This window comes from Saccharothrix sp. NRRL B-16314, from assembly GCF_000716595.1.
Classification (GTDB): domain Bacteria; phylum Actinomycetota; class Actinomycetes; order Mycobacteriales; family Pseudonocardiaceae; genus Actinosynnema.
Map to the genome: position 1 here is coordinate 582,955 of NZ_JNXC01000001.1, position 25,439 is coordinate 608,393.

Here is a 25,439-nt window from a genome sequence, read left to right on the forward strand (position 1 = left end):
TGACATCACTACGGGTGTAGTGTGGCGCGCGATGACCAAGCAGCAGCAGGTGCTCGACGCCGCGATCCGCGTGCTGGGCACGGGTGGCATGCGCCAGCTCACGCACCGCGCGGTCGACACCGAAGCGGGTCTACCGCAGGGTTCGACGTCGAACCACTTCCGCACCCGCGACGCGTTGATCACCGGCGTCCTCGGCCGCATCCTCGAACGGGAGACCGCGCTCTGGGCCGGCCTCGCCGGTGACGGCACCACTCCGGGCGTCACCACCCCGGACGGCACCACCCCGGACGGCACCACCCCGGACGGCACCACCCCAAACGTCACCCCGGACGGCACCCCGGACGCCTTCGCCCGGACCGTCGGCGCCCTGATCGAACGGCTGGCCGCCGACCCCGCCGTCACCCTCGCCCGCCACGCGCTGCTCGTCGAAGTCGCCCAACGGCCGGAGTTGCGCCCCGAAGTGGAGCGGGCGCACCGCGAGATCGCCGGCTGGGCCGTGCCGCTGATCGCCGCCCTGGGCTCGTCCGACCCGCCCGCCGACCTCGCCGTGCTGCTCGGCCTGATCGACGGCCTGCTGGCGAACCACCTGGCCAACCCGCGCCGGGACTTCGACCCGACCGCGGCCGTCCGCAGGGTGCTTCGGGGAATCCTCGCCGGCTGACCGGTCCGCTCCGACATCATGTGCCGCGACCGGCACCGGCACCGAGGAGCAAGACGTGACCGACCACGTGACGCAGGCGTACCTGGACGACGAGAGCCTGCACGGGGTGATGGGCCGGCTCGACCTGCCACCGCACCTCGAAGCCGCCTACGGCCACCGGTTAGTGGGCCGGCCGTTCTTCCTGGACGAGTACACCGCGCACAGCGTCGCGGCCGACGTGCTGGACTTCTTCGAGCTCCTCTTCGCCCTGCCGAAGAAGATGTTCGACGGCAGCTTCACCCGTTTCGCCGACGCCCTCGGCATCCCGCCGGCCGAAGCCGCGCTGATGGGCTCCGACCGCCCGCCGATGCACGGCCGCGCGGACATCTACCGCGTCGGTGACGACTTCCGCCTGCTGGAGATCAACGCGGGCTCCTCGCTCGGCGGCCCGGACCTCGGCGAGCTGGCCCGCGCCATCCACGAGAACCCGGGCTTCCAGCCGTTCGTCCAGGAGCACGACCTGCGCTTCTTCAACCCGGTCGAGAAGCTGCTCGACGCCGTCGGCCGCGACCGCACCATCGCGTTCCTCGAAGAGGGCGGCATGCTGACGAAGTTCGCCAAGGGCTTCGCGTCCATCAGGGAAGCCTGCGCACGCCTGGGCGTCGACGTGCTGCTCGGCGAGCTGGACGAGCTGATCGAGCGCAACGGCCACCTGTACCTGCGCGGCACGAAGCTCGACGTGGTCGTCCGGTACTTCTCGGCGAAGCAGGCCGTCGCCCACGCGGACCTCCTGGCGAAGGGCCACAAGACCGAGCTGTACACGCCGTTCTCCAGTTACCTGTACGGCAACAAGTCCACCCTCGCGCTGCTGTCGGAGCACCGCGAGAAGCTGACCGACGACGAGCGCGCGTTGGTGGACCGGCTCCTGCCGTGGACCCGCTACCTCCGGGACGTGCCGCGCGACGAGGTCCGCGGCAACCGGGAGAACCTGATCGTCAAGGCGGCGGGCGAGTTCGCGGGCACCGGCATCCACCCCGGCTGGCTGATGACCGACAAGGAGTGGGCCGAACTCCTCGACGCAGTGGACAAGGAGCCGTACGTCGTGCAGGAACGCGTGCGCCCCACGGTGGACGTCATCCCCGGTGACGACCGCTCGTGGGTGACCGTGTGGGGCTGGTTCGTGACAGACACCGGGTTCGCGGGCATGAGCATCCGGTCGATGCCGTCCGAGGACGGCGCGGTGATCAGCTACGCGGGCAACGGGCTGACCAGGGTGTCGGGCCTGCTCGTGCACTGAACGGGTTGCCGCGACCGCGTTGCGTCATTCCGCTCAGATTCCCCTCAGCAACGGGTTAAAGTCCCGTGAAAGGGGGCCACATGGGGCAGTTCTTCACGGCGGCACTGGAATTTCCCGTCGTTCTGCTGACCATCCTGCTGGCCGTCGTCCTCGTCTTCTGGCTGCTGGCCGCCTTCGGGGTGGCGGACACGGACTGGGTCGAGCTGGACATCGGCGGCGTGCCGGCGACCATCGGCATCTCGCTGATGATCGCGTTCTCCTGGTTCGCGTGCCTGGCCGGCACCGTCCTGTTGCGACCACCGTCGACGGCGGTGGGCGCGGCCGTGCTCGGCGGGTCGCTCGTCGTCGGGTTCGTGCCGACGCGGCTGCTGATGACGCCGTTGAAACGACTGTTCCCGGCCGATCCGCCCGCGTCCCGCCTCGACTTCGTCGGCCGCCGGTGCGTCATCCGGACCGGCAGCGTGACGCAGACGTTCGGCCAGGCCGAGGTCACCGCCGAGGACGGCTCGTCGGCCGTCGTGCAGGTGCGGCAGCCGGGCCGGGACGCGCTGACCGCGGGCAGCGCCGCGGTGATCTTCGACTACGACGAGGACGGCGAGTTCTTCTGGGTCGCCGCCCTCTGGAACGAAAGCCCTACGACCACACTGGGGGACCACTAGATGGATGTCATCACCACCGGGTTCGGCATTCTCGTCGCCGTCGTCCTGGTCGTCGTGATCGGGCTCCTGCTCCTCGTCAGCCGCCTGTTCCGCAAGATCGACCAGGGCAAGGCGCTGATCATCTCCAAGGTGCGCAAGGTGGACGTCACGTTCACCGGCGCCGTGGTGCTGCCCGTGCTGCACCGCGCGGAGGTCATGGACATCTCGGTGAAGACCATCGAGATCCGCCGCGCCGGCCAAGAGGGCCTGATCTGCCAGGACAACATCCGGGCCGACATCCGCATCACGTTCTTCGTGCGGGTCAACAAGACCGTCGAGGACGTCATCAAGGTGGCCCAGGCCATCGGCACCGCGCGGGCCAGCGACGAGACGACGCTCCAGGAGCTGTTCAACGCCAAGTTCTCCGAGGCGTTGAAGACGGTCGGCAAGCAGCTCGACTTCATCGACCTCTACACCAAGCGCGACGAGTTCCGCGACCGGATCATCCAGGTCATCGGCACCGACCTCAACGGCTACAGCCTCGAGGACGCGGCCATCGACTACCTGGAGCAGACGCCGATGGCGCAGCTCAACCCGTCGAACATCCTGGACGCGCAGGGCATCCGGAAGATCACCGAGCTGACCGCGATCGAGCACGTCCGCACGAACGAGTTCACCCGGCACGAGGAGAAGGAGATCACCCGCCAGAACGTCGAGGCGCGCGAGGCGATCCTGGAGCTGGAGCGCCGCCAGGCGGACGCGGAGATCAAGCAGAAGCGCGAGGTCGAGACGATGCGCGCCCGCGAGGAGGCGGAGATCGCGAAGGTGCAGGCCGAGGAACGCCTCAAGGCCAACACCGCGCACATCCGCACCGACGAGCAGCTGGGCATCCAGACCGAGAACAAGGCGCGCGAGATCGCCGTCGCGGAGAAGAACCGCGAGCGGGTGATCGCGATCGAGACCGAGCGCATCGAGAAGGACCGGATGCTCGAGGTCATCGGCCGCGAGCGCGAGACCGAGCTGTCCCGGATCTCCGCGGACAAGGAGGTCGAGGGCGAGAAGCGGGCCATCGCCGAGGTGGTGCGCGAGCGGATCGCGGTGGAGAAGACCGTGGCCGAGCAGGAGGAGATCATCAAGCGGCTGCGCGCGGTCGAGGAGGCCGAGCGGACCCGCCAGACGATGGTGATCCACGCCGAGGCGCAGGCGCAGGAAGGCCTCGTCAAGGACATCAAGGCCGCCGAGGCCGCCGAGCAGGCCGCGAAGTTCAAGGCCCGCGAGGAACTGGTGCTCGCCGAGGCCCGGCAGCAGGCCGCCGAGCTGGACACCCGCGCCATGATCCGCCTCGCCGAGGGCAAGCAGGCCGAGGCGGCGGCGGCCGGGCTGGCCGACGTGCAGGTGCGCGAGCGGGACGCCGAGGCGATCGAGAAGGTCGGCCGCGCCGAAGCCGTGGTGGGCAAGGAGAAGGCGCTGGTCGAGGCGCTGGCGATCCGCGAGAAGCTGAAGGGCGAGGCCGAGGGCCTGGCCGACAAGGCGGGCGCGATGGCCGCGTTGGACGACGCCACCCGCGAGCACGAGGAGTACCGGCTGCGGTTGGAGACGGAGAAGGAGATCCGGCTCGCCGGCATCGACGTGCAGCGCCAGGTCGCCGAGTCCCAGGCGCTGGTGCTCGCCGCGGGCCTGGAGCACGCCGACATCGACATCATCGGCGGCGACAGCATGTTCTTCGACCGGATCGTCGGCGCCATGACGGTCGGCAAGCAGGTCGACGGGTTCGTCGAGCACTCGGACGTGGCGAAGTCGCTGGCCGGGCCGTGGCTGAACGGGTCGGCGAGCTTCACCGACGACATCGGCCGGCTGCTCGGCTCGCTGAACACCGGCGACGTGAAGAACCTGACCGTGTCCGCCCTGCTGCTCAAGCTGATCAACTCCGGTGGCCCGGACGAGGGCAAGCTGCGCGAGCTGCTGGACGCCGCCCAGCGCCTGGGTGTGGCCGAGCGGCCGGTCGCCTCGCTGTCGTGACGGCTCCAGTGGAAGCGGCGCCGGCGGGAGCGACGTTGGAGGCGGGCACCTACGAGGTGCTGCGGGCCCGGCTGGCCGACCAGGCCGCCGGGCTCGCCCGCCGGGCGGAAACCCTCAACGCGCGCCGGCTGGAGGTGTTCGGCAGCGCCGAGCTGACGTTGCTCGGCACCGAACGCATCCGCACCGAGCACAACTGCGTGCCGCGCGATGTCGTCCAGGTCGCCGGCCTGATGCTGTTCGGCTACAACGTCTTCATCGGCCTCAAGCCGGAGACGACGGTCGACGACGTGTTCTCGCTGCACCGCTTCACCCGCGACGGTGACGCGTTCCGGTTCGAGGACGCGGCGGACGACGAGCTGCCCGGCCTGCTCCGCGACCCGCAGTTCGAACGCGACTTCGCCGAGCTGTACCGGTACTACCGGGACACCCGGCTGATCCAGCTGCGCCGGATCGAGGGCAGGCTGCTGGCCGTGTTCCAGACCGGCGCCCGGATCGAGGACACCCGGGTGCTGCGCTGGCAGGTCGGCGTCGACGGCACCGTCAAGTACCTGGACAACCGGGGCGAACGCGACCACGTGTTCCCGCCGTCGCACGACTTCGAGTGGACACCGACGGGCCGCGAGCACCACGTGCTGGGCCGCCACCCGCACATCTCCATCGACGACGAGGTCTTCGTCGAGACCATCAACGGCGACCTCACCATCAAGGTGGAGAACAACACCGAGACCGGCGAGGGCATCTACCGGGAACCGGTGGACGAGCCGTTGCAGTCGTTGGCCGACGGCGAGGTGCACTACGCGCGGGTCGGCGCGCTGATCCTGCTGCGCGTCCGCCCGTACAACGAGACCGCGTGGCGGCACCTGGTGTTCAACACCCGCACCAGGTCCGTGGTGAGGCTGGACGGCATCGGCCAGGCGTGCCAGCGGCTGCCCGAGGACCAGGGCCTGATCTTCCCCGGCGGCTACTACCTGACCACGGGCATCAGCAAGACGTTCGACACCCCGGTGGACGAGCTGGAGTTCGAGCGGGTCATCCGGTCCACCAACGGCGAGGACGCGCTGTACGTCTTCCACGCCCGCCGTGACGGCCGGTCGCTGCTGCTGCCGTACAACGTGATCCGCAAGGAAGTGGCGAACCCGTTGTCGTGCCACGGGTTCTCCCTGTTCGACGACGGCACGCTGGTCGTGTTCCGCGCGTCGAGCGACGAGCCGACCCGCGTGCACCCGATGCAGGTGTGGCAGACGCCGTACCTGTCCGACACGTACACCGCGGCGCAACCCGTCGGCACCGGCCCGCTGGAACGGGTCGGGAACGCCGACCTGGTGCGCGGCATCTCCGACTGCCTGTCGGTGAGCCGGATGGTCGGCGAGATGGCGCCGTCCGTGCCCGTGTTCGAGGACCTGATCGCCTCGTGCACCAGGGTGTTCGACGCCTACCACTGGCTCGGCGAAGCGGCGCTGGAAGACCTGCGCACCCCGTTGACGGAGGTGCGCGCCACCGCCGAGCAGGTGCTGGACGAGTTCGAGACCGTGCAGGCGCTCACCGGCCAGGCTTCGACGGCGCTGACCGAGGCCGCCGACCGGATCGCGTCCATGGTCCGCCGCGTGCGCGGTGAGGTGCCGACGTCCGCCGACGCGTGGGTGCGGCAGCTGGCCGACCTGCGGCAGGCGCAGGGCCACCTGGTCACGCTGAAGGAGATGCGGTACGTCGACGTGGCGCGCATCGACTCCCTGGTGTCGTCGCTGGACGGCGAACTCGGGGAGACGGCGCGGCGTGCGGTCGAGCACCTGCGCCGCGACGACGCGTTCACCGGCTACCACGGCCAGGTCGAGGCGCTGGTCGGCAAGGCGGACGACATCCGCACGGTCGCCGAGGCCGCGCCGATCGTCGAGGAGCTGGGCGAGCAGCAACGCGGCCTCGAGGTGCTGACCGAGGTCGTCGGCTCGCTCGACATCACCGACGCCACCGTGCGCACGTCGATCCTGGAACGCATCGGCGAGGTGCTGGGCGGCCTGAACCGGGCGCGGGCCACGGTGGACGGCCGCCGGCGCACCCTGCTGGCCACCGAGGGCCGGGCCGAGTTCGCCGCCGAGTTCGCGCTGCTCGGACAGGCCGTCACGGGCGCGCTGGCGGTCGCGGACACCCCCCAGCGGTGCGACGAGCAGCTGGGCCGGCTGCTGCTGCAGCTGGAGAACCTGGAGTCCCGGTTCGGCGAGTTCGACGACTTCCTGACCCGGCTCGGCGACAAGCGGACCGACGTCTACGAGGCGTTCTCGTCACGCAAGCAGGCGCTGCTGGACGACCGGGCGCGCCGCGCCGACCGGCTCGCCTCGTCCGCCGACCGGATCCTGGTCAGCGTCACCCGGCGGGTGGCGTCGCTGGCGTCGTCGGACGAGGTCAACACCTACTTCGCGTCCGACCCGATGGTGACCAAGATCCGCTCGGTCGCGGACGAGCTGCGCGCGTTGGGCGACCAGGTGCGGGCCGAGGAGCTGGACGGGCGGGTGCTGGCCGCGCGGCAGGAGGCCGGGCGCTCGCTGCGCGACCGGCTCGACCTGTTCGACGGCGAGACGATCCGGCTCGGCAAGCACCGGTTCGCGGTGAACACGCAGCCGATGGACCTGACCCTGGTGCCGAAGGACGGCGCGCTGTCGTTCGCCATCACCGGCACCGACTTCCGCGCGCCGGTGCGCGATCCGGAGTTCGCCGACACCCGGCCGTTCTGGGACCAGCTGGTCGTGTCGGAGACCGCCGAGGTGTACCGGGCGGAGCACCTGGCCGCGTCGATCCTGGCCACCCACCCGTTGGCCGACCTGCACGCCGCCGTCACCGAGGAGCGGTTGCCGAGCCTGGTGCGGCAGGTCGCCGAGTCGCGTCTCGACGAGGGCTACGAGCGCGGCGTGCACGACCACGACGCGGCCCGGATTTTGGACGTGCTGCTCCGGTTGCACGCGGGCGCGGGTGTGCTGCGGTACCCGCCCGGCGCTCGTGCGGCGGCGCAGTTGTTCTGGGCCGAGGCCTCCGAGGAGTCGAGGACCGCGTGGTCGCGGCGGGCGGCGTCGTTGGGGCGGGCGCGGGCGGCGTTCGGGCACACGGCGGCGATCGACGAGCTGTGCGCGGAGCTGTCGTCGGCGGCCGGTGACCCGTTGGCCGGCGAATACCTGTTCGAGGAGCTGTGCAGTTCGCCGTTGGGGTTCGCCACCAGCGCCGGAGCGCGCGCTCTGGTGGACGCGTTCCACCGGGCGTTGGGCGGGCGCAAGGAGTTCGACGAGGACTTGCGGGCGTTCGCCGACACCGCCGTGCGACGTCGGCTGGTGGAGGGCTGGTACGAGGCGTTCCTCGCGGGCGACGCCGACAGGAGCGGCCACCTGCCGGACCTGCCCGAGGCGGTGGCCCTGGAGGTGTGCCGCGACCTGCCCCGCTACGAGTCGTCCGCCCAGTTGCAGTCCACTGTGGATGGTCTGCTCGGCACGCACCCGCGGATCACCGACCGGGCGATGGAGATCAGGCTGGACGAGCTGCTGACGCGGACCAGGGTGTTCCGGGACGAACGCGTGCCCGCCTACCGGGTCTACCAGCGTCGGCGCAACGAGGTCGTGGCGCGGGAACGGGCCCGCCTCCGGCTGGACGAGTTCCAGCCCAAGGTGATGAGCGCGTTCGTCCGCAACCGGCTGCTGGACGAGGTGTACCTGCCGCTGATCGGCGACAACCTGGCCAAGCAGCTCGGCGCGGCGGGCGACTCGAAGCGCACCGACCAGATGGGCCTGCTGCTGCTCATCTCACCGCCCGGCTACGGCAAGACGACGCTCATGGAGTACGTCGCCAACCGGCTCGGGCTGGTGTTCGTCAAGGTCAACGGCCCGTCGCTGGGCCACGACGTGACCTCGGTCGACCCGGCCGACGCGCCGAACGCCACCGCGCGGCAGGAGGTCGAGAAGATCTCGTTCGCCCTGGAGGCCGGCAACAACGTCCTGCTGTACCTGGACGACATCCAGCACACGTCACCCGAGCTGCTGCAGAAGTTCATCTCGCTGTGCGACGCGCAACGGCGGATGGAAGGCGTGTGGGACGGCGGCACGCGCACGTACGACATGCGCGGCAAGCGGTTCGCGGTGTGCATGGCCGGCAATCCGTACACCGAGTCGGGGCAGCGGTTCCGCATCCCGGACATGCTCGCCAACCGCGCGGACGTGTGGAACCTGGGTGACGTGCTGTCGGGGCGCGAAGACCTGTTCGCGCTGAGCTACGTCGAGAACGCGCTCACGTCCAACCCCGTGCTCGCGCCTCTGTCCACGCGTGACCGGGGCGACGTCGAACTGCTGGTGCGGATGGCCCGGGGCGAGGACGTGCGGGCGGACCGGCTGGTGCACCCGTACACGTCGGTGGAGCTGGAACAGGTGCTGTCCGTGCTGCGGAAGCTGCTGCGGGTGCAGGAGGTCGTGCTGGCGAACAACCAGGCGTACATCGCCTCGGCCGCCCAGTCCGACGCGTCGCGGGTCGAGCCGCCGTTCCAGCTGCAGGGCTCGTACCGGAACATGAACAAGCTGGCCGAGAAGGTCGTGCCGGTCATGAACGACGCCGAACTCGCCGCCGTGATCGACGACCACTACGTGGGCGAGGCGCAGACCCTGACGTCCGGCGCCGAGGCGAACCTGCTCAAGCTGGCCGAACTGCGCGGCACCCTCACCCCGGCCCAGTCCGCCCGCTGGCAGGAGGTGAAGTCGGCCTACGTCCGCGCCCAAGCCTTGGGCGGCTCCGACGAGGACCCGATGAGCCGCGCGGTGGGCGCGGTGGCCCTCCTGTCCGACCGCGTGGGCACCGCCCTGGACCGACTGGCCCCTCCCGAGCGTTGAACTCACCCGTTCCGAACGTAGGACTCACCCGACGCGAACGTAGGACTCACGCGAGGCCCGCGTGAGTCCTACGTTCAGGACACGCGTGTCCTACGTTCAGAACACCTGAATTCAACGCTCAGGACGGGGCACGCGGGTCAGTCGGCTTGTTCGCAAGCGATGTCGTCGTGGTCGCGGTCGAGGCCGTGGTGGTCCCAGCCGACGACCTCGATCCGCGTGGTGCCCTGGTCGTACAGCCACTCGCACTTGCGCCACACGCCACGCGGGAAGCGCCGCGGCACGCACGGGCCGTCGGTCACGTACTCCGGTGAGCAGTTCTCGTCCGAAGCCGGAGCGGAGGACGACGTGGTGGTCTCCTCCGGAACGCTGGACGACGGCGGTGACGTCGGCGAGGGCTCGGTCGTCGTCGGCGCGACGGTGGTCGTCGGCGGAGCCGGAAGCGGTCGCGGAGGCTGGGGCGGTGGGACGATCACCACCGCGGTCGTGGGACGAGTCGCCTGGATCGCGGTGGTGTAGCTCGCGCTGAGCACCCCCGGCACCAGCGGGCTCGCGTCCACCCGGCGCACGTCCACCGGCCGCGGCTCGTTGACCGAGAGTGCCACGGACACGAGTCCACCGGTCGCGAGTAACAGCGCGACCCCGGCGAAGGCGACGCTCTTGCCACTGCTCATCCCAGCACCCGCTCCGACGCTCCACGGTGTCACGTGAAATCGTTCACCAGGCTAAAGGCGTTACGTCCCAGACCGTTCGGGCCGCTCGACGGGGTGACGTGAACCGCCGCACATGACACCATCGGCCAAGTGGACGCAGGGCTGCTCGGACCCGGAACCGTGACCTGGCAGTTGCACGCCGACCCGGCCATGTGGGTCGCCGGCATCGCGAGCCTCTACCTCCAGGCCCTGCACCCGCGCGCCGTCGCCGCCGTGGTCCAGAACTCGAACTTCCAGCAGGACCCGCTCGGCCGCCTCAAGCGCACCGCGAGCTTCGTCGGCACGGTCAGCTACGGCTCCACCGACGAGGCCGAACGGGCCGCCGCCCGCGTCCGCGACCTGCACCGCACCCTCCGCGCGAAGGACGCCGCCGGCCGGACGTTCCGCATCGACGACCCCCACCTGCTGCTCTGGGTGCACTGCGCCGAGGTCCACAGCTTCGTCACCGTCCTGCGCCGCGCCGGCTACCGGCTCACCGACGCCCAGGTCGACCGCTACTACGACGAACAGCGCCGCACCGCCGCCCTCGTCGGCCTGCACGAGGACGAAGTGCCCGGCAGCGCCCGCGAGATGGACGACTACTTCGCCGCCGTGGTCCCCGAGCTGAGGCGCACCGAGGACTCCGAGATCGTGTACCGGTTCCTGCACCGCCCACCCGTCGCCGGCGTGCTGCGCCTCGGCCTGGACGCCTACGAACCGCTGCTCGGCCACCTCGCCTACTCGGTGCTGCCCCCGTGGGCCATCGCCCTGCACGGCCACCGCCCCTACCCGGAACCGGCTGCGACGGCACTCCTGCGCGGACTGCGGACCGCCGCACTGCTGGTGCCCGCGCCGATCCGCTGGAGCATGCCGGAAGGGCACGTCAACAAGGCCATCCGCCGGCTCGGCTGCCACGTGGCGCCCAGGCGCTCCCTCCTGCCCCGGTAGCTCCTGCCCGTCACCGGTCTCACAGCGCGGATTAGGCCGAACGGTGTAGTGAATTGGGCCACTGCGACCTTCATCGCACCGGCGTTCGCAGTCACTTTGCTTAGCATGGGCAACGTCCGGTGCGTCGATCCGCGCCTGCGCCGAGAGCCCCGAGTCCGAGCACCCCGAGAGGCCCCAGCTCATGCTGTTGCGAAGAATGCTGCCCGTGACCGCGGTGGTCACCGCCCTCGCGCTGACCACCGCGTGCAGTGGCGAGAGCGGCGACACCCTGGCCGGCAAGGCCGACGACGGCGAGCTGACCATCGGCATCCGGTTCGACCAACCGGGCCTCGGGCAGCGCAGGCTGGACGGCAAGTACGTCGGCTTCGACGTGGACGTCGCCAAGTACGTCGCGGCCCAGCTCGGCGTCGACGAATCCGGCATCACGTGGAAGGAAGCCCGCTCGGCCGACCGGGAGAAGCTGATCGCCGCCGGCGACGTGGACTTCGTCGTCGCGACCTACTCGATCACCGACAAGCGCAAGGAGCAGGTGTCGTTCGCCGGCCCCTACTTCCAGACCGGTCAGGGCGTGCTGGTGCGCTTCACCGAAGCCCAGATCACCGGCCCGGAGACGTTGAACGGCAAGAAGCTCTGCTCGGTCACCGGCTCGACGTCCGCGCAGAAGGTCAAGGACCAGTTCGCGCAGGACGTGCAGCTGGTCGAGTACGGCCAGTACTCCGACTGCGTCGTCGCCCTGCTCGCGGAGAACGTGGACGCGGTGACCACCGACGAGGTGATCCTCGCCGGGTACGTGGCGGAGAACCCCGAGCTGCTGAAGCTCGTCGGCGACCCGTTCACCACCGAGCGGTACGGCATCGGCCTCGCCAAGAGCGACGCGAAGGGCCGGGCGGACGTCAGCGCGGCCATCGAGAAGATGGTCGGCTCCGGCGAATGGCGGTCCGCGCTGGAGCGGAACATCGGCCAAGCGGACGTGCGGCTGCCCGAACCGCCCAAGGTGACCGAGAAGTAGATTCCCGGTTGACCAAAGGCTTCGGAGCAGTAGTGCTGAGCGTGGTCAACCGATACGCTCAGCCACGCAGGCCGTGGTTTCTGTGTTCGTGTCTCACGCTCGCGGAACGACACGCGGGCGTGCCGCCTCCGCTTCGGTTGGTGGGGGAAAACGCCCCGGGACGGCCGGGGCTGCACGGTGCAGCCCCAAGCTTCCCTGCGATGGAGGCAGGTACATGGCACTGGGCACTGTCAAGTGGTTCAACTCCGAAAAGGGCTTCGGCTTCATCGCGCAGGAGAACGGCGGGCCGGACGTCTTCGTGCACTACTCGGAGATCCAGGGCCAGGGATTCCGCACCCTGGAGGAGAACCAGCGGGTCGAGTTCGAGATCGGTCAGGGCACCAAGGGTCCGCAGGCCCAGAACGTGCGCAAGGTCTGATCGCGGCGATCGTTCCAGCTCCACCACGTCCGCGCACTGACGACGTTCGGCACGGCCGTTCCGCATGGCCGTTCAGCACGACGCTCCAAGCACAACGCTCCAAGCACAACGCTCCAAGCACAACGTTCCAGCACGACGCAGGCCCCCGACCGGGATGGTCGGGGGCCTGTCTGCGTGGTCGGCTCAGAAGCCGCGCTGGCGGGCTTCCCACTCCAGTCGCTGCATGACCCACTCGGTGGCCAGCGCCTGCGGGGACGTCTGCCGCTCGGCGGCCAGTTCCTTCAGCTGCTCGTTCGCCATCAACTGGAGGCGGAGCTGGTAGACCTGCGCGTTGCCGAAGCTGGTGCCGGCGGTCGTCTCCGCGTCGGTCGACTCCGGCGCGAGGGCCGCGAGGTACGACTCCAGCTCGTCGTCGGCGGGCACGACTTCGTCTTCACGATCGGACGGGCGGTGGCGGCCGGACTTCGACCGCCCAAGGGATCCAAGAGGCACCGCGCCACGATAACGGTTGGATTGCGGAGTCACCCAAACTGTGGCTTGGGTCACAGATGTGTGCATGGAGAGGCCCCCGCGCCAGGGGGAGGAACGCGGGGGCCGGAGGGGATCTCCACAGGCGCTGACCGGGGGTGTGTCAGCAATTCGGATTGTTGCACGCGCAGGTGGGACTGGGGAGTGGGTTGGGCCGAAATCTTCAGGTAGCAGATGGCGGAAACCCGTACCCGGCCCCGATGTGGGCCTTCGGGCCGCGCCGGCGGTGATACCCCTAGGGGGTAGTGGGAGCGTCGGGCGGGGGCTCCAGGTTCGTGATCTCGCCCTCGAGCCGCTGCACCAGGTCCTCCAAGCCCGCGAGCATCCCGTCGAGCTGGCTCATCTTGTCGTTCATCAGCCGGTCGATGTCCGCCTCGATCGCGGACAACGAGAGGCTGCCGAACAACTCCTGCGGGTTCGGCGGCACAGCCCCGGCGCCCGCTCCCGCTTCGGCTCCAGCCGCTTCGGACTGCGCCGCTTCGGACACCGCCGCTTCGGGTCCTACTGCTTCGGGTGCCACCCCTCCGGGCGCAGCCGGCGTTGACTCTGTTGACGTCGACTCCGTCGGCTCGACCCCCGCAGTCGCGGAGTTCGCAGAGTCGGGTCCGGTGGCCGCAGCGCCCGTCTCGTCCATCGCGTCCGTCTCGCCCGTCGCGTCCGTCCGGCGCGCCTCGGGCCTCTCGGACGTCTCGGGCGTCTCGGTTGGCTGCTGCTCAGCCGCGGGCGGGGTGGCGGTCACGGCATCCGTCACCGCGGGTTCCGGCGTCTGCCCCGGTACCGGTTCGGTCATGGGTTGCACCCTCCTCGTTCGCGTCAAGCACATCACGGGACGCTTGACACCGACTGGCCTACACGGAAAGTGACGCTCCGTCGCCCCTGAATCACTCTGCGGGGGGCTGCGGCGATCCGACAGGCTCGCTTAGCCTCGCGCCAACCTCAAGTCGGGGAGGCGTCATGAGCGGGTCCCTAGAAATGCGTCAGTTCCTGTGGAACCAGGACGACACGATGTCCAGGCCGGGCGGCGGTGGGGTGCCGACCCAGCGGACAGGTGAGCCATCGCGGATCTCGGACGAGCAGGTGCACCGGGCCAGGCTCTCGGTGGCTCGCGGTGCTACCAGTGCCGAGGACTGCCGGTTGCTGCTCGACATGCTCGGGTTGTCACCGGGCGAGGACGGGGGCGCGCCGCCCGTGCAGCGGTAGGACGTGCGGCCGTCGGCCCCTCCCCGCGCGTCCGGGAGGGGCCGACGCAGCCGCGAGCGCGGTGGAATCGCAGGTCAACAACTTGTTCCACCCCCGTTTTGGAGGTGTGGACACTCGTGCCCTATGCTTACGATGCTTCCACCGGACAGCGTGGAGGGCCTGGGAAGATGGTGGCCCAAGGGCTGCCGGAGGAACTAGGTCCCCATCGTCTAGCGGCCTAGGACCCCGCCCTTTCAAGGCGGTAGCGCGGGTTCGAATCCCGTTGGGGGCACGTAGTACAGTTAGTCGAGTACGGTGAGAAGCAGTAAGCAAGGCCCAGTGGCGCAGTTGGTTAGCGCGTCGCCCTGTCACGGCGAAGGTCGCGGGTTCGAGTCCCGTCTGGGTCGCAAGGCAGTTCGGCCGGTTGGTCGAGCCGCTACCTGGCCAGGTAGCTCAGTTGGTACGAGCGACCGCCTGAAAAGCGGTAGGTCGGCGGTTCGACCCCGCCCCTGGCCACCAGACCTGTTCGAGAAAGCCCCTCGCACCAGCGGGGGGCTTTTCTCATTTCTCCACAGAAAATCGGATGACGGCCAGCGCCTGGTCGTCGTGGACTTTCGGCCGCGGCCACTTCTGCCGATCGACGTCTTCCACTTCCGCCGCGCGAATCCGGTCCAAGACCGCTTCCGGACCATTCTCGGATGTGATGTCCAGCACGATTTTCCAGTTCTCGAACAAGTCGTAGTCGTCCACGCCGCAGGACACGCCGTCGGTCGCCATGAGGACCGCGCGCACCCGGTCACGCGGCCAACTCGCCCGGACGGCCCGGTGCGCGGCGGCGGGATCCGCTTCGGCCACCCACCAGCCGTGCTCGCGGTTGCGCCAGTCGGTGATCCGGTCGACCTTGCCGCGCAGGTCACGCAGGCGGTTGTCCGCGACGACCTCCGGGCCGGCGTCGGTGAACACCACCACCGGGCTGTCGGCGAGCACCAGGACGTCCACCGCGGTGTCGGTCCAGCGCGTGATCGCGACCGTGCTCGACGGGGAATCTCCGGGGGTCAGGCCGTGGTGACGGGCGAGGCGTTCGATGGCTCGGGCGAGGTGGTCGGAGAGGTCACCGTCCAGGCGGCCCCGAACGCCGACCACTTCTCCGGCCGCGTCGTCGGCCACTTTCCCGGCCGGTTCCCCGGCGAGTTCCAGGGCCAGGTGCCGCGAATGCCAGCCGCCGTCCCGTTCGCGCGGGGTCGGTGAGGTGGCGCCGTCCAGCAGGACCACGGCGTTCGGCAGTCGGACGATGCGGTCCTCGGTGGGGCGCGGCAGGCCGTCCCGGCCCACTCCGGGCCGTTCGGCGGTGGTGATCTCCGGCATCGACGTCGAGCGTAGTGCGTCAACCTGGGTTGACAAAGTCGCTCCTGTCAACCAAGGTTGACGACATGACGGAGGCAACCCAGCTCGCCTCGGCGGCGGGCGACCAAGACCCCAGGGTCGGGCTGCGAGCGGTGAGCGCGCTGCGCCGACTGCTGGAAACGCTCGAAGCCGTGCAGGTGCGCAACGCCCGCGCACGCGGTTGGTCCTGGCAGGAGATCGCGGCCGAGCTCGGGGTCACCCGGCAGGCCGTCCACAAGAAGCACGGGGGAGACCGATGATCGGGGAACGGTTCACCAGGGCCGCGCGGCAGACCGTCCACGAGGCGGTGGTGCAGGCCGAACAGCTCGACGCGCCCGAGATCGGGCCCGAGCACCTGGCGTTGGCGCTGCTCGACGCGCCCGTGCTGGCGGACTTCTCGCTGCCGCGCGACGAGGTCGTCGAAGCGTTCGCGGCGGCCCGGCGCAAGGGCGGGCTCAGCGAAGCCGACACCGAGGCGTTGCGCCGGCTCGGCATCGACGTGGACCAGATCGTGGCCTCGGTCGAACGGTCGTACGGGGAAGGTGCGCTGGCCGGTGCGCCCCGGCGTCGGCGGCGGTTCTTCGGCAACCACCTGCCGTTCACGTCGGCGGCGAAGAAGACGTTGGAGCGCAGCCTGGTCGAGGCGCGCGACCTCGGCCACGGCACGCTCGGCCAGGAGCACCTGTTGCTGGCGCTGCTGGCCGCGCGCGGGTTGGTGGCCGAGGTGTTGGAGGCGCGCGGGGTGAGTTACGCGGAGGTCAGGAAGCGGGTCGCCCGCTCACCCAGGTGACCAGGGGGAGGAACGCCTGGGTCAGCGGGCCGATCGTGACGGCGTAGAGGACGGTGCCCACGCCGATCGTGCCGCCGAGGAGCCAGCCGATCACCAGCACCGTCAGTTCCACGACGGTCCTGACCAGGCGCAACGAGGTCCCGGTCCGCGCGCAGAACCCGGTCGTCAGGCCGTCGCGCGGGCCGGGGCCGAGGCGGGCTCCGATGTAGACGGCGGCAGCCAGGCCGTTCAGCACGATGCCGGCGGTGAGGAAGAGGATGCGCGGCAGGAGTTCGGCCGGGTTCGGCAGGATGGCCAGGCTGACGTCCACCGCGACGCCGATGACGATCACGTTGCTGACCGTGCCGACGCCGGGTCTCTGCCTGAGCGGGATCCAGCAGAGCAGGACCACGACGCCGACGAGGGCGGTGATCGTGCCGAAGGACAGGCCGGTGATCTTGGTCAGGCCCTCGTGCAGCACGTCCCACGGGTCGAGGCCGAGGGTGGCGCGGATCTGGAGCGCCATGCTCGCGCCGTAGAGCCAGAGCCCGGCGAGCAGCTGGGGGACGCGGCGAAGCGGCGAGACGGTGACCGGGACCTGGGTGAGTGCGGCGAGCATGTGGCCATCCTTCGTCGCGATTGGCCTTGTATTCCAGAGCCAATCGGCAATAATTGGCCTTATGAATCCCAACGTCCCACCAGGTGGACGTATATCCGGTTTCCGCCTGGCCCGATTGCTCGGCGAGTGGCGTCGTCGTGGCACGCGTCACGGCTCGGCCGACTTGGCCGCCGCGGTCCGGATGCTCGTGCTGGACGGCCGCCTGCCCGCGGGCACGCGGTTGCCGGCGGAACGTGAGCTGGCAGAGGTGCTGCCGGTGAGCCGCACCATGATCACGGCCGCGCTGGACCAGCTGCGGGAGGAGGGGCTGGTCGCGAGTCGGCGCGGGGCGGGGTCGTGGATCAGCCTGCCGACCGGGGCGTTGGGGATGATCCCGGACACCCCGTTGGTGGGGCAGAGCATGGTCGACTTCGCCCGCGCCGCGCCGCCCGCGCTGCCGGGTCTGCTGGCGGCGTTCGACCAGGTGCGACTGTCCCTGCCGGAACACTTGGCGGATCACGGCTACTACGAGCACGGGCTTCCTGAGCTGCGGAAACGTATCGCGGACCGGTATGTGGCGCGTGGGCTGCCGACGTCACCGAACCAGATCGTGATCACCAGCGGCGCGCAGCACGCCCTCGCGCTGGCACTGCGCCTGCTGACCGGTCCGGGCGATCGGGTGCTCGTCGAGCAGCCCAGCTACCCCAACGCCCTGGACGCGATCAAGGCCGTGTCGGCCATCCCCGTTCCCGTGGCGATGACGGACACCGGTTGGGACCTGCCCGGCATCGCGGCGGCCCTCCGCCAAGCCGCACCGCGCATGGCGTACGTCGTGGTCGACTTCCACAACCCCACCGCCCACCGCCTGGACACCGAGGGGCGAGCCGAACTGGCCGACATCGCCCGCCGCGCCCGCACCCCGCTGGTGGTGGACGAGACCGTCGTCGAACTGGACTTGGACGGCGACCCGCTGGACGGCCCGCCCCCGATGGCGTCGTTCGCCGAAGACCTGGTCGTGACGTTGGGCTCGGCCAGCAAATCCCATTGGGGTGGCCTGAGGATCGGCTGGATCCGCGCCACCCCCGAAGTAGTCCACCGCCTGATCTCCACGCGCACGGCGCTGGACTTGGGCTCGGCGGTGGTGGAGCAACTGGTGCTGGCGGAGATGCTGGCGGACCCCGAACCGGCGCTACGCGAACGCCGCACCCAACTCGCGGCCCAACGCGACGTGCTGATCGAGGGCTTGCGCGAACACTGCCCCGCTTGGCGCTTCCGCACCCCCGCCGGTGGGCTCAGCGTGTGGTGCGAACTGGACGCGCCGGTGAGCACCCGCATCGCGGTCGTCGCCCAGAACCACGGCATCCGCTTGGCGCCCGGCTCGCGCTTCGGCGCGCACGGCGGCTTCGAACGCTGGCTGCGCTTGCCGTTCGTCCAACCCCCGGACGTCCTCCGCGACGCCGCCCGCCGGCTCGGCCTGGTGGCGGCGTCGGTGGCGGGAACCGGACTGGCGGGCGAGGCCGACGCCACCGTCCCTGTCGCCTGACCACCTCATCTGCAACCCCACCCCACTACACCCCGCCCCGCATCCCGTCTCCGGCACAGCTTTCCCTTGTCCGGCACAGCTTTCCGCTGACTGGCGGGGCGGTGTCCGGCAGGGCGGTGACCGGCGGAAGTGTCCGGCAGGAGTGTCCGGCGGGAGTGTCCGGCGGGAGTCGCGAGCGGGGAGGTGGCCAGCGGAGGTGACTGGCGGGGAGGTGGCCAGCGGAGATGGCTGGCAGGGAGTGGCCGGCGGAGGTGCTGGCAGGGAGATGGCTGGCGGGGAGGTGGTCAGCCGCTGCGATGCGGGGTGAAGTGGCCGGCTCAGTGGCGGTAGTGGTGGCGGTGGCCGGGTGGCGCGGTGTGGGGAGTGGGGTGGGTGGGGACGGTGGCTGGGGGTGTGTGGGTGGTTGGCGGGGCTCCTCATGGTTTAACCGAGGTGCGGTAACGGTGTTTTCGTACATATTTCGGCGATGAGCACCCGATTGTGTTTCCGATTCCCGTCGGGTTCCGGCGCAGCCCCTCGATGAGCCGGAACCCGACGGTGGAACGTGGACCTGCGGCGGGGACGCTCCAGGGATTGGCGTCCCCTGCCGCAGGTTCCCGTGCGGTCCCTTCGCTGCGGGGGCAGCGCTGCGATGGGACCTGTGCCCGTTCCTGCCAGGGCGCGGTCGGCAGGACGGGACGTCTGGGGTGTGCTTTCAGCGCGACGAGTGCCGTTGGGCGACTGTGCGGCTGCGCGACAAGGCGAATGCGAGATACGACCGGCAACGACCGTTTTCACGCGTGCTCAGGGCACACGGGTCCTGTCGTGCTCAGTCGGGTGACGTGCTGGGCAGCCCGGGGACACTGCCTGGAGACCGCCCACCGTCCCGCCGCTCGGTCGACCACGCTGCCAACGGCTTCAGGTCGGACTGGCTGCTGAACGACGCGATGAGGCCACCGCGGTGACCACCACCGCTGTCCGCACCGCTCGATGACGACGACGCCGTCGGCGCGCTGGGCGCCGGCGCCTGGTTCGGGGTGGGTGCGGGGGCACCGGGGTTCGGCGACTCCCAGACCACGTCCGCGTTCGACGCGGTCCGGGAAGCCTGTGATGCCGATGTGGTCGGCACGTCCGAGCCGGCCAGTGCGGTTACGCGCACGGCCGTCGGGGCCGGAGGTGCCGGCTGTGGTGCGACTGCGGGTGGCGGCGCGGCAGCTGCTGCCCGAGCCGCCGCCTTCGTCGCCACCTTCGCCTCGTACAGCGGGGCGGGCATGGTGTTCGACACCGAACCCGAGTGGCTGTAGTTGCTGCTCCCGGACGTGTAGCCGGGGTGGGTGTACTCGTCCTCGTACGGATCGTCGGACGGTGGGTCCGCGTACGGCGACGCGTACGGGGACGAGTACGGCGAACCCAGGTACACAGCGCCCGGGTTGTCAGTCGGAACCTCGCCCAGCAAGGACGTGACCCGGACTTCGAACGGGCGCTCGTCCACGACCAGCGGTCGTTCTAACGGGCGTTCGAGCAGCACGTCCAAGGCGGGGACGCCGAGCGGGAGCACGTCGGCGAGCGGCACGTCGGCGGTGGCCGCCTGCTGCTCGCCGAGCGCCACGTTCACCGCGTCGAGCTTCGCCGCGATCTCGTCCGGGTGGTCCTCGCCGGCCGACGCGAGCCCGGCGCAAGCGAGCCAGGCCGCCGTGGCCAACCCGCCGACGGCGAGCGCCCGGAGCAGCGCCGACCCACTGCGGCGCACCGCGTCGGAGACAGCCACTGCGGATCACCACCGTTCCGGGTACGGCGAACGGGACGGACCGTTCGAGGTCGACGTTCTGCTATGTCTAGCACTGGTAACCGAATTTTCGAACGTTCTGCGCCGGAACCCACTCGGAAGGGCGGTGCGGTGCGGCTGTCCGGGTTGCCACCCCCGCCGGTGAACACCGTCCGTCGTGCCACCGCACCGGACGACGTCCGCCAAAGTCCCTTGTGGACGCGGACCTCCTGTCCGCAGTGGACGTCTGAGCAGCGGTTTCGGCATCGGCGGTGGCACTAGTCCATTGGGGTGTCGTCCGGTCGAGTGCCACGGCTCATCCCGCGCCCACGCACACGAAGCCGAGATCCCCATGCCGGGCCTGCGCGTCCGCAAGCGCTTGCGCCGGGTTCGCCAGGTTGGCGTGCAAGTCGACCATCAGGTCCACCACCCGGTCGTCCGGCACGGCGCGGACGCTCTCGACGACCACCCGCGCGCCGCGCCTCAGCAGCACTCGGGCCAACCCGGACTCGCACGCCGAGAGCACCACGACCGACGGCACGCGCGTCAAGCCGTCGAGGTCGTTCCCGTCCAACGGCCCGTCGTCCAGCTGGAGGTACGAGAACGGGTCGTCCTGCCGCACGCCGTGCGCGGCGAAGTGCGCGACGTCCACGTGGGCCATCTCGCGCAACGCCTCGTCCACTGTGGAACAGGACCGGCCGCCGTGCGTCCTCCTCAGCGCCTCCACCTCCCGGTGCGCGTGCAGCAGGCTCGGCCCGGCGACCCAGAGGCGACTCGCGAGGGCCAGCGGTCGGGTGCTCGCCCGGTGCCAGCAGCTCGCCGACGGCGCCACCGACAGCGCCCTCCCGGCGGCGGACGGCAGGGCGGCCCACGGCATGCGTTCCAGCTCGGGGCTCGGCACGATCACCAGTGGCCGATCACCCGCCGGCCGCAGGAGGCGGTCGAGGTCGGCGACCGCGTGCGGCGCCTCGGCGAGCGACAGCGACCGGACGTGCCTGCCCGCGGTCCGGGCGTCGCCGAAGTCGTGCAGCCTGACCCGGCCCGCTGCCACGGACACCGCCAGCAACCGGCCGCGGTGGCTGATGAAGTGCAGCAAAGCCTTGTCCCCCAGCGAATCCACGACGTCGGCCAGCGGAACGGCCGGTCGCCGGGCCGTGCGCGGCACGTGGGACAGCACGCGGATCTCGCGTTCCAACCGCGCGATCCGGTCCCGGTCGCGCCGCACCCTCGCCAGGCGCAGTTCGGCCCGCACCTTGGCGAGGTCGGGCGGGGCGTCCGGTGGGCGCACCGTGCGGCGTTCGCCCCACCGCCACGCGGATCGGGCGTCTCCGCTGGTCAGGGCGTGGTCGAGGGCGATGTCCACCAGGTCTCCGTGTGTGTCGGGGTCGTGCAGCGCCAACCCGGCCCGGCACGCGGCCACCGCGTCGCGTCGGGTGCCCGCGAGCCGTGCGCGGGCCAGCCAGCCGATGGCCCGGGACCGGGCGGTGCCCCGGTGCCGGTGCGCCGCCGCTTCCGCGGGCGCGTGGGCGAGTCGCAGTTCGGCCGCGTCGTCGTGGTGGCCGTGCCGGTCGCACGCCTCGGCCACCGCGAGCGGTGATCCAGGCGCACCCGCGCGCAACGCCACGGCCTGCGCGGCCGGTACCCAGGAGGTGCGGTTCTCCGCGCGGAACACGGTTTCGGCTTCGATGGCCAGCGCACGAGCGGCGATGAAGTCGTTGTCCCGCAACGCACACCGTGCGGCGAGCAGGAGTGCTTCGGGCAGTCGGGAGAAGTTGACGGCCTGCCGCAGCACGACGTTCGCCTCACGCACCAGACCGGTGTTGAGCAGCGCTTCCGCCCGGCCGACGAGGGCGAGCGAACGGTCGGGCGTCATGCGACGAACCACGGTGTGGCGTGCTCACGGCCGTCACCGCGCAGCACGAACCTGACCGGTCCGAACGGCACGCGGTCGACGTGGAACCAGCCGGCCGCGTCGATCGCGGTCGCCGCCCGTCCGCCGAGCCAGTGCGCCACGGCGAGGGTTCCGAAGCGGGCGAGTCCGGTGGCGTGGAGGCCGGCCGGCACGCGGTCGAGCCGCAGGTCGAGGTCGGTGAAGGTCAGCGTGCGGGTGCTGCCCCTGCCCCGCATCCCGGGCGGATCGACCCGCGCCGAGTCGGACAGGAGCCGCATCGCGCTACCGCCGGTGCGCTCCCGAAGCGCCGATCGTGCCTGCGCGGCAAGGGTTCGCGGTGTCGGGTCGAGGTTGTCGACGAGGTGGGCGAGGGCGTCGAGGAGTTCGCGGTCGCTGGTCATCGGGCCACCTCGACGCCGATGCGCCGGCGCAGCACGGCCAGGCAGCGGCCCCGGGTCGCGCCGAGGCTGTTGACCGGGATGCCGACCGCTTCGGCGACCTGCGTGAACGACAGTTCCGGCGCGAACGCCGCCAACCGCAGGATTTCCCGGCACCGGTCGGTCAGCGTCGCGTACGCGCGCCACAACCTCGGCCCGGTGTCACCGGCCACCGCCGCGTCCTCGGGTGTCGGCCGGTCGTCGGGTGGTTCCCACAGGTCGAGCGGCTCCTCCCGACCGCGCAGGCGGAACACGGTCAGCGCTTCCCGCCGCGCCGTCGTGACCAGCCACGCGCCGAGCCGTTCGGGACGGCGGATGCGGGTCAGGTTCTCGGCGAGCGCCAGCCACGTGGCCTGGCAGACGTCCGCCGCGTCGTCGGGGTTCAGCCGGTGCGAGCGCGGCACCGCCCAGACCAGGCGCACGTACCGGCGGACGATCTCGTGCCACGCGGCTTCGTCACCGGTGTGGGCGAGGGCGAGCAGTTCAGTGTTGGTCCGATCTTGCATGCTCGTTGAGAGCACCGGTGCTGACCTGGGGATACCGGGGCCATCCGATGGTGTGGTCGGGGGAACCGGTGATCGTTTCCGCGCGTCGCTATTCGGTTCGCAGGCTGGTCGGGTGGATCGCCGTGCGCAACGCCGGCAGCGTGCACAGCGTCACCACGAGGACGACGACCGCCGCCGCGCCGACCGTGGTGGCGATCTCGGTCCAGTCGACGCGGAACCGCTCCACGGGCACCACGAGCCACGCCGTGCCGAGGCCGATCGGGATGGCCAGTCCGATGCCGAGCGCGGTCGGTATCGCCGACTGCCACAGCGCGGACACCGCGAGGACCTTCGGCGGCACGCCGTTCGCGGCCAGCACCGCGGTGGGCCGGCGGCGTTCGAAGACCTGGTCGACGGCCGCCGCCGCGAGCCCGATCACGGCCAGCAGCGTGAGCAGCACCGACCCGCCGATGACGCCGCTGCGCAGGGACTCGAACAGCTCGACCTGCCCGGCCGGGCGGCGCAGGGTGACGCCCCGGTCCGCGCGGCCGGTGGCGGCCAGCAGGCGGTCGCCGAACGACGCGTCCGGATCACCTCGGACGACGAGTTCGACCGGTGGGACGGCGGCGAGCACCGGATCGGCACCGCCCGCGACGAAGAGCGCTTGCACGCCCTCGTACACCGACTTGTGCTCCGCCACGGTCCACTTCGGCACGGTCCACTGCTGCCCGTTGACGGTCAGCGCGGTGCCGGGTGCGGGGCCGGGGCCCACCAGGTAGGCGGAGCCGGTCTTGCAGTCCTCGACGTCCAGCCGTTCGGCGATCTCCGTGCAGTCGGTGCTGACGATCTCGACGTCCTCGTCGGGGACCACCCGCACTTCGCTGACCTGCCGCACGCCACCGACCAGGGCGATCGCCTCCTCCAGCGACCGGACCGGGGTGCGGTCGGACAGGTCGAGCACCCAGCGGCCGGGGGTGTCGGACGGCGGCGCGGCGGTGAACTGGGCCGCCACGCCGAGCAGGACCTGGAGCGTCAACGACCCGGTGAGCACGACGACGACACCGGCCAGCACGCGCGGGGTGCCGGCGTCGAAGCGGAGGGTGCGCAGGGCGAGCAGCGGGGCGATGCCGTCCGGTTCCACGCCGTGCGCGACCTTGCCGACCAGCCACGGCAGCACCGCGCCCGTGCCGGCGAGGACCAGCGCGACTCCGATGCCGAGGCCGACCGCCAGGCTCGCGTCGGCCATCACCTGCCAGTAGCTGCCGACCGCGGTGATCACCACGATCAGCAGGGCGCCGGCGCCGATCAGCCCGAACCGCCACCACACCCGGTGCTTGGGGAGTTCGACGGCGCGGGACAGGCCGAGCGGCCCGACGTCCTCGGTGCGCAGGGCGAGCAGGGCCGACACCACGGCGACCACCGGCACGCCCAACGCGATCAGCGCGCCGAGCGCGGGGTCCGGCAGCAGGTCGGTCGGGAAGAACCCGACCCCTTCGACTTCGATGAACCTGGCCAGCGGCCGGGCCGCGAAGAACAGCGCCACGCCGACGAGCAGCCCGAGCACGGCGCCCGTCAACGTCTCGCCGCTCGCGATCCAGCGGATCTGGTTGCGGGACGCGCCGACCAGCCGGATCGCGGCCAGGCGCTGGGCCCGGCCGGTGGCACCCAGGCGGGTGGCGACCAGGACGAAGATGCCCAGCGGCACGAGGAGCGCCCCGATCGCGGCGACCATCAGCAGCCGGTAGATCGGCAGGAGCGTCGACCGGGGCCGGTCGCCGCCGAAGCCGGTGGCCGGGTGGGCGCTGTCGAGGTGGGCGTCGGGCAGGCCCGCGTAGAAGATCAGGGATTTCGGCCGGGGCAGGCCGGCGTCCGCGATGACGCCGACGACGCTCTCCGGGAAGCGGGCGCGCACCGAGTCGTCGGTGCGCATCAGGTGGAGCAGTTCGGGGGAGACGACCAGTTCGCCCGGTCCGGGGATGCGGCCGACGCCGGGTGGTGCGGGCGCGCTGGGTGTGGTGGCGGCCAGTTCGACGCCGGTGATCAGGCGGCCTTGCCAGGAGACGCTGACGTGGCGCGCTCTGAGGGTGGGTGCCGCGTTGGCGGACGTGACGGTCGCCGCTTGGACGCGTTCGGACTTGGCCTCGCGGGCCGGGCCGATGGACGCGGCGAGGAGCAGGACGGTGACGCCGAGGCCCACGCCGGCGGCGGTGAGCGCCAACCTGGCCCAGGACGTCCGGCTGCCCCCGACGGCCAGCCGGATGCCGAGGACCAGGTCGGCGGTCCACCTCATCGGAGCGCGTCCTGAGTGCTCCGGTCGCCCCTGCGGGCGACGTGGTGGGGATGGTGCTGTTGTGCGATCACAACTGAAGAG

22 protein-coding genes and 3 tRNA genes are annotated in these 25,439 nt (G+C 71.0%); 15 read left to right on the forward strand and 10 right to left on the reverse strand.

Going from position 1 to position 25,439, the window contains the following annotated elements; translation table 11 throughout:
• The first annotated feature begins 31 nt into the window (after nt 1-31).
• The 5 genes from OQ02_RS02855 to OQ02_RS02875 all read left to right on the forward strand — a co-directional run bounded on the left by OQ02_RS02855 (nt 32) and on the right by OQ02_RS02875 (nt 9,447).
• Nucleotides 32-661, forward strand: coding sequence for a TetR/AcrR family transcriptional regulator (locus tag OQ02_RS02855; RefSeq protein ID WP_033436966.1), 630 nt, complete (start codon nt 32-34; stop codon nt 659-661).
• A gap of 55 nt (nt 662-716) precedes the next feature.
• The gene (locus tag OQ02_RS02860) at nt 717-1,937 is read left to right on the forward strand and encodes a hypothetical protein (protein WP_033436555.1); all 1,221 of its coding nucleotides are present in this window, start codon (nt 717-719) and stop codon (nt 1,935-1,937) included.
• A gap of 80 nt (nt 1,938-2,017) precedes the next feature.
• The gene (locus tag OQ02_RS02865) at nt 2,018-2,596 is read left to right on the forward strand and encodes a hypothetical protein (RefSeq protein ID WP_033436556.1); all 579 of its coding nucleotides are present in this window, start codon (nt 2,018-2,020) and stop codon (nt 2,594-2,596) included.
• Nucleotides 2,597-4,594: an SPFH domain-containing protein gene (locus OQ02_RS02870; protein WP_033436557.1), complete on the forward strand. Its 1,998-nt coding sequence runs from the start codon at nt 2,597-2,599 to the stop codon at nt 4,592-4,594.
• Nucleotides 4,591-9,447: a DNA repair ATPase gene (locus OQ02_RS02875; protein WP_231499843.1), complete on the forward strand. Its 4,857-nt coding sequence runs from the start codon at nt 4,591-4,593 to the stop codon at nt 9,445-9,447. Before OQ02_RS02870 ends, OQ02_RS02875 begins: the two co-directional genes overlap by 4 nt.
• A 137-nt stretch (nt 9,448-9,584) precedes the next feature.
• Here the strand turns inward: OQ02_RS02875 and OQ02_RS46605 are convergent, their stop codons facing one another.
• Nucleotides 9,585-10,118 (reverse strand): hypothetical protein, encoded by a 534-nt coding sequence (locus tag OQ02_RS46605; RefSeq protein ID WP_033436559.1) that lies wholly within the window; start codon nt 10,116-10,118, stop codon nt 9,585-9,587.
• Nucleotides 10,119-10,247: 129 nt separating this feature from the next.
• Between OQ02_RS46605 and OQ02_RS02885 the strand changes: the two genes are divergently transcribed.
• The 3 genes from OQ02_RS02885 to OQ02_RS02895 all read left to right on the forward strand — a co-directional run bounded on the left by OQ02_RS02885 (nt 10,248) and on the right by OQ02_RS02895 (nt 12,511).
• Nucleotides 10,248-11,084: an oxygenase MpaB family protein gene (locus OQ02_RS02885; RefSeq protein WP_033436560.1), complete on the forward strand. Its 837-nt coding sequence runs from the start codon at nt 10,248-10,250 to the stop codon at nt 11,082-11,084.
• A gap of 196 nt (nt 11,085-11,280) precedes the next feature.
• Nucleotides 11,281-12,093: a glutamate ABC transporter substrate-binding protein gene (locus OQ02_RS02890; RefSeq protein ID WP_231499872.1), complete on the forward strand. Its 813-nt coding sequence runs from the start codon at nt 11,281-11,283 to the stop codon at nt 12,091-12,093.
• Nucleotides 12,094-12,307: 214 nt separating this feature from the next.
• Complete coding sequence (locus tag OQ02_RS02895) at nt 12,308-12,511, forward strand: cold-shock protein (RefSeq protein WP_015105489.1); 204 nt, start codon at nt 12,308-12,310, stop codon at nt 12,509-12,511.
• A 183-nt stretch (nt 12,512-12,694) separates the two neighbouring features.
• Here the strand turns inward: OQ02_RS02895 and OQ02_RS02900 are convergent, their stop codons facing one another.
• Together OQ02_RS02900 and OQ02_RS44685 are read right to left on the reverse strand one after the other, a co-directional pair.
• Complete coding sequence (locus OQ02_RS02900; protein ID WP_231499844.1) at nt 12,695-12,934, reverse strand: hypothetical protein; 240 nt, start codon at nt 12,932-12,934, stop codon at nt 12,695-12,697.
• 340 nt (nt 12,935-13,274) lie between these two features.
• Nucleotides 13,275-13,829 (reverse strand): hypothetical protein, encoded by a 555-nt coding sequence (locus tag OQ02_RS44685; RefSeq protein WP_033436563.1) that lies wholly within the window; start codon nt 13,827-13,829, stop codon nt 13,275-13,277.
• A 164-nt stretch (nt 13,830-13,993) separates the two neighbouring features.
• Between OQ02_RS44685 and OQ02_RS02910 the strand changes: the two genes are divergently transcribed.
• The 4 genes from OQ02_RS02910 to OQ02_RS02925 all read left to right on the forward strand — a co-directional run bounded on the left by OQ02_RS02910 (nt 13,994) and on the right by OQ02_RS02925 (nt 14,737).
• On the forward strand, nt 13,994-14,239 hold the full coding sequence (locus OQ02_RS02910; protein ID WP_033436564.1) for a hypothetical protein: 246 nt from the start codon (nt 13,994-13,996) through the stop codon (nt 14,237-14,239).
• Nucleotides 14,240-14,437: 198 nt separating this feature from the next.
• Nucleotides 14,438-14,510 (forward strand) — tRNA-Glu (locus tag OQ02_RS02915).
• 41 nt (nt 14,511-14,551) lie between these two features.
• Nucleotides 14,552-14,625: transfer RNA gene (locus OQ02_RS02920), tRNA-Asp, on the forward strand.
• Between the two features lie 35 nt (nt 14,626-14,660).
• Nucleotides 14,661-14,737: transfer RNA gene (locus tag OQ02_RS02925), tRNA-Phe, on the forward strand.
• A gap of 42 nt (nt 14,738-14,779) precedes the next feature.
• Here OQ02_RS02925 and OQ02_RS02930 read toward each other — a convergent pair.
• Nucleotides 14,780-15,583, reverse strand: a complete 804-nt coding sequence (locus tag OQ02_RS02930; protein ID WP_033436565.1) for a protein phosphatase 2C domain-containing protein — start codon at nt 15,581-15,583, stop codon at nt 14,780-14,782.
• Between the two features lie 65 nt (nt 15,584-15,648).
• Between OQ02_RS02930 and OQ02_RS02935 the strand changes: the two genes are divergently transcribed.
• Both OQ02_RS02935 and OQ02_RS02940 read left to right on the forward strand, forming a co-directional pair.
• On the forward strand, nt 15,649-15,861 hold the full coding sequence (locus tag OQ02_RS02935; protein ID WP_033436566.1) for a hypothetical protein: 213 nt from the start codon (nt 15,649-15,651) through the stop codon (nt 15,859-15,861).
• A complete protein-coding gene (locus tag OQ02_RS02940) occupies nt 15,858-16,391 on the forward strand; it encodes a Clp protease N-terminal domain-containing protein (protein WP_051771583.1) in 534 nt (177 codons plus the stop codon). Before OQ02_RS02935 ends, OQ02_RS02940 begins: the two co-directional genes overlap by 4 nt.
• Here the strand turns inward: OQ02_RS02940 and yczE are convergent.
• Nucleotides 16,360-16,989 carry a membrane protein YczE gene (gene yczE / locus OQ02_RS02945; protein ID WP_033436567.1) on the reverse strand — a complete coding sequence of 210 codons (630 nt, stop codon included), beginning with the start codon at nt 16,987-16,989 and terminating at the stop codon, nt 16,360-16,362. The genes OQ02_RS02940 and yczE overlap by 32 nt on opposite strands.
• A gap of 61 nt (nt 16,990-17,050) precedes the next feature.
• Here yczE and yczR point away from each other — a divergent pair, with 61 nt between their 5' ends.
• Nucleotides 17,051-18,511, forward strand: coding sequence for a MocR-like transcription factor YczR (gene yczR / locus OQ02_RS02950; RefSeq protein ID WP_033436568.1), 1,461 nt, complete (start codon nt 17,051-17,053; stop codon nt 18,509-18,511).
• An 808-nt stretch (nt 18,512-19,319) separates the two neighbouring features.
• Here the strand turns inward: yczR and OQ02_RS02955 are convergent.
• The 5 genes from OQ02_RS02955 to OQ02_RS02975 all read right to left on the reverse strand — a co-directional run bounded on the left by OQ02_RS02955 (nt 19,320) and on the right by OQ02_RS02975 (nt 25,358).
• The gene (locus OQ02_RS02955) at nt 19,320-20,258 is read right to left on the reverse strand and encodes a hypothetical protein (RefSeq protein ID WP_033436569.1); all 939 of its coding nucleotides are present in this window, start codon (nt 20,256-20,258) and stop codon (nt 19,320-19,322) included.
• Nucleotides 20,259-20,571: 313 nt separating this feature from the next.
• On the reverse strand, nt 20,572-22,128 hold the full coding sequence (locus tag OQ02_RS02960; protein ID WP_033436570.1) for a CHAT domain-containing protein: 1,557 nt from the start codon (nt 22,126-22,128) through the stop codon (nt 20,572-20,574).
• Nucleotides 22,125-22,547, reverse strand: coding sequence for a hypothetical protein (locus tag OQ02_RS02965; protein ID WP_033436571.1), 423 nt, complete (start codon nt 22,545-22,547; stop codon nt 22,125-22,127). The genes OQ02_RS02960 and OQ02_RS02965 overlap by 4 nt, the downstream gene beginning before the upstream one ends.
• On the reverse strand, nt 22,544-23,089 hold the full coding sequence (locus OQ02_RS02970) for an RNA polymerase sigma factor (RefSeq protein WP_033436572.1): 546 nt from the start codon (nt 23,087-23,089) through the stop codon (nt 22,544-22,546). Before OQ02_RS02970 ends, OQ02_RS02965 begins: the two co-directional genes overlap by 4 nt.
• A gap of 88 nt (nt 23,090-23,177) precedes the next feature.
• The gene (locus OQ02_RS02975; protein WP_033436573.1) at nt 23,178-25,358 is read right to left on the reverse strand and encodes an FtsX-like permease family protein; all 2,181 of its coding nucleotides are present in this window, start codon (nt 25,356-25,358) and stop codon (nt 23,178-23,180) included.
• Nucleotides 25,359-25,439 lie beyond the last annotated feature (81 nt).

Excerpts from the sequence above, each read along its gene's own strand:
- OQ02_RS02855 (WP_033436966.1), top strand. The coding sequence starts at position 32 with ATGACCAAGCAGCAGCAGGTGCTCGACGCCGCGATCCGCGTGCTGGGC.
- OQ02_RS02865 (WP_033436556.1), top strand. The coding sequence starts at position 2,018 with ATGGGGCAGTTCTTCACGGCGGCACTGGAATTTCCCGTCGTTCTGCTG.
- OQ02_RS02870 (WP_033436557.1), top strand. The coding sequence starts at position 2,597 with ATGGATGTCATCACCACCGGGTTCGGCATTCTCGTCGCCGTCGTCCTG.
- OQ02_RS46605 (WP_033436559.1), bottom strand. The coding sequence starts at position 10,118 with ATGAGCAGTGGCAAGAGCGTCGCCTTCGCCGGGGTCGCGCTGTTACTC.
- OQ02_RS02890 (WP_231499872.1), top strand. The coding sequence starts at position 11,281 with ATGCTGCCCGTGACCGCGGTGGTCACCGCCCTCGCGCTGACCACCGCG.
- OQ02_RS02895 (WP_015105489.1), top strand. The coding sequence starts at position 12,308 with ATGGCACTGGGCACTGTCAAGTGGTTCAACTCCGAAAAGGGCTTCGGC.
- OQ02_RS44685 (WP_033436563.1), bottom strand. The coding sequence starts at position 13,829 with ATGACCGAACCGGTACCGGGGCAGACGCCGGAACCCGCGGTGACGGAT.
- OQ02_RS02910 (WP_033436564.1), top strand. The coding sequence starts at position 13,994 with ATGAGCGGGTCCCTAGAAATGCGTCAGTTCCTGTGGAACCAGGACGAC.
- OQ02_RS02930 (WP_033436565.1), bottom strand. The coding sequence starts at position 15,583 with ATGCCGGAGATCACCACCGCCGAACGGCCCGGAGTGGGCCGGGACGGC.
- OQ02_RS02935 (WP_033436566.1), top strand. The coding sequence starts at position 15,649 with ATGACGGAGGCAACCCAGCTCGCCTCGGCGGCGGGCGACCAAGACCCC.
- OQ02_RS02940 (WP_051771583.1), top strand. The coding sequence starts at position 15,858 with ATGATCGGGGAACGGTTCACCAGGGCCGCGCGGCAGACCGTCCACGAG.
- yczE (WP_033436567.1), bottom strand. The coding sequence starts at position 16,989 with ATGCTCGCCGCACTCACCCAGGTCCCGGTCACCGTCTCGCCGCTTCGC.
- yczR (WP_033436568.1), top strand. The coding sequence starts at position 17,051 with ATGAATCCCAACGTCCCACCAGGTGGACGTATATCCGGTTTCCGCCTG.
- OQ02_RS02960 (WP_033436570.1), bottom strand. The coding sequence starts at position 22,128 with ATGACGCCCGACCGTTCGCTCGCCCTCGTCGGCCGGGCGGAAGCGCTG.
- OQ02_RS02965 (WP_033436571.1), bottom strand. The coding sequence starts at position 22,547 with ATGACCAGCGACCGCGAACTCCTCGACGCCCTCGCCCACCTCGTCGAC.
- OQ02_RS02970 (WP_033436572.1), bottom strand. The coding sequence starts at position 23,089 with ATGCAAGATCGGACCAACACTGAACTGCTCGCCCTCGCCCACACCGGT.
- OQ02_RS02975 (WP_033436573.1), bottom strand. The coding sequence starts at position 25,358 with ATGAGGTGGACCGCCGACCTGGTCCTCGGCATCCGGCTGGCCGTCGGG.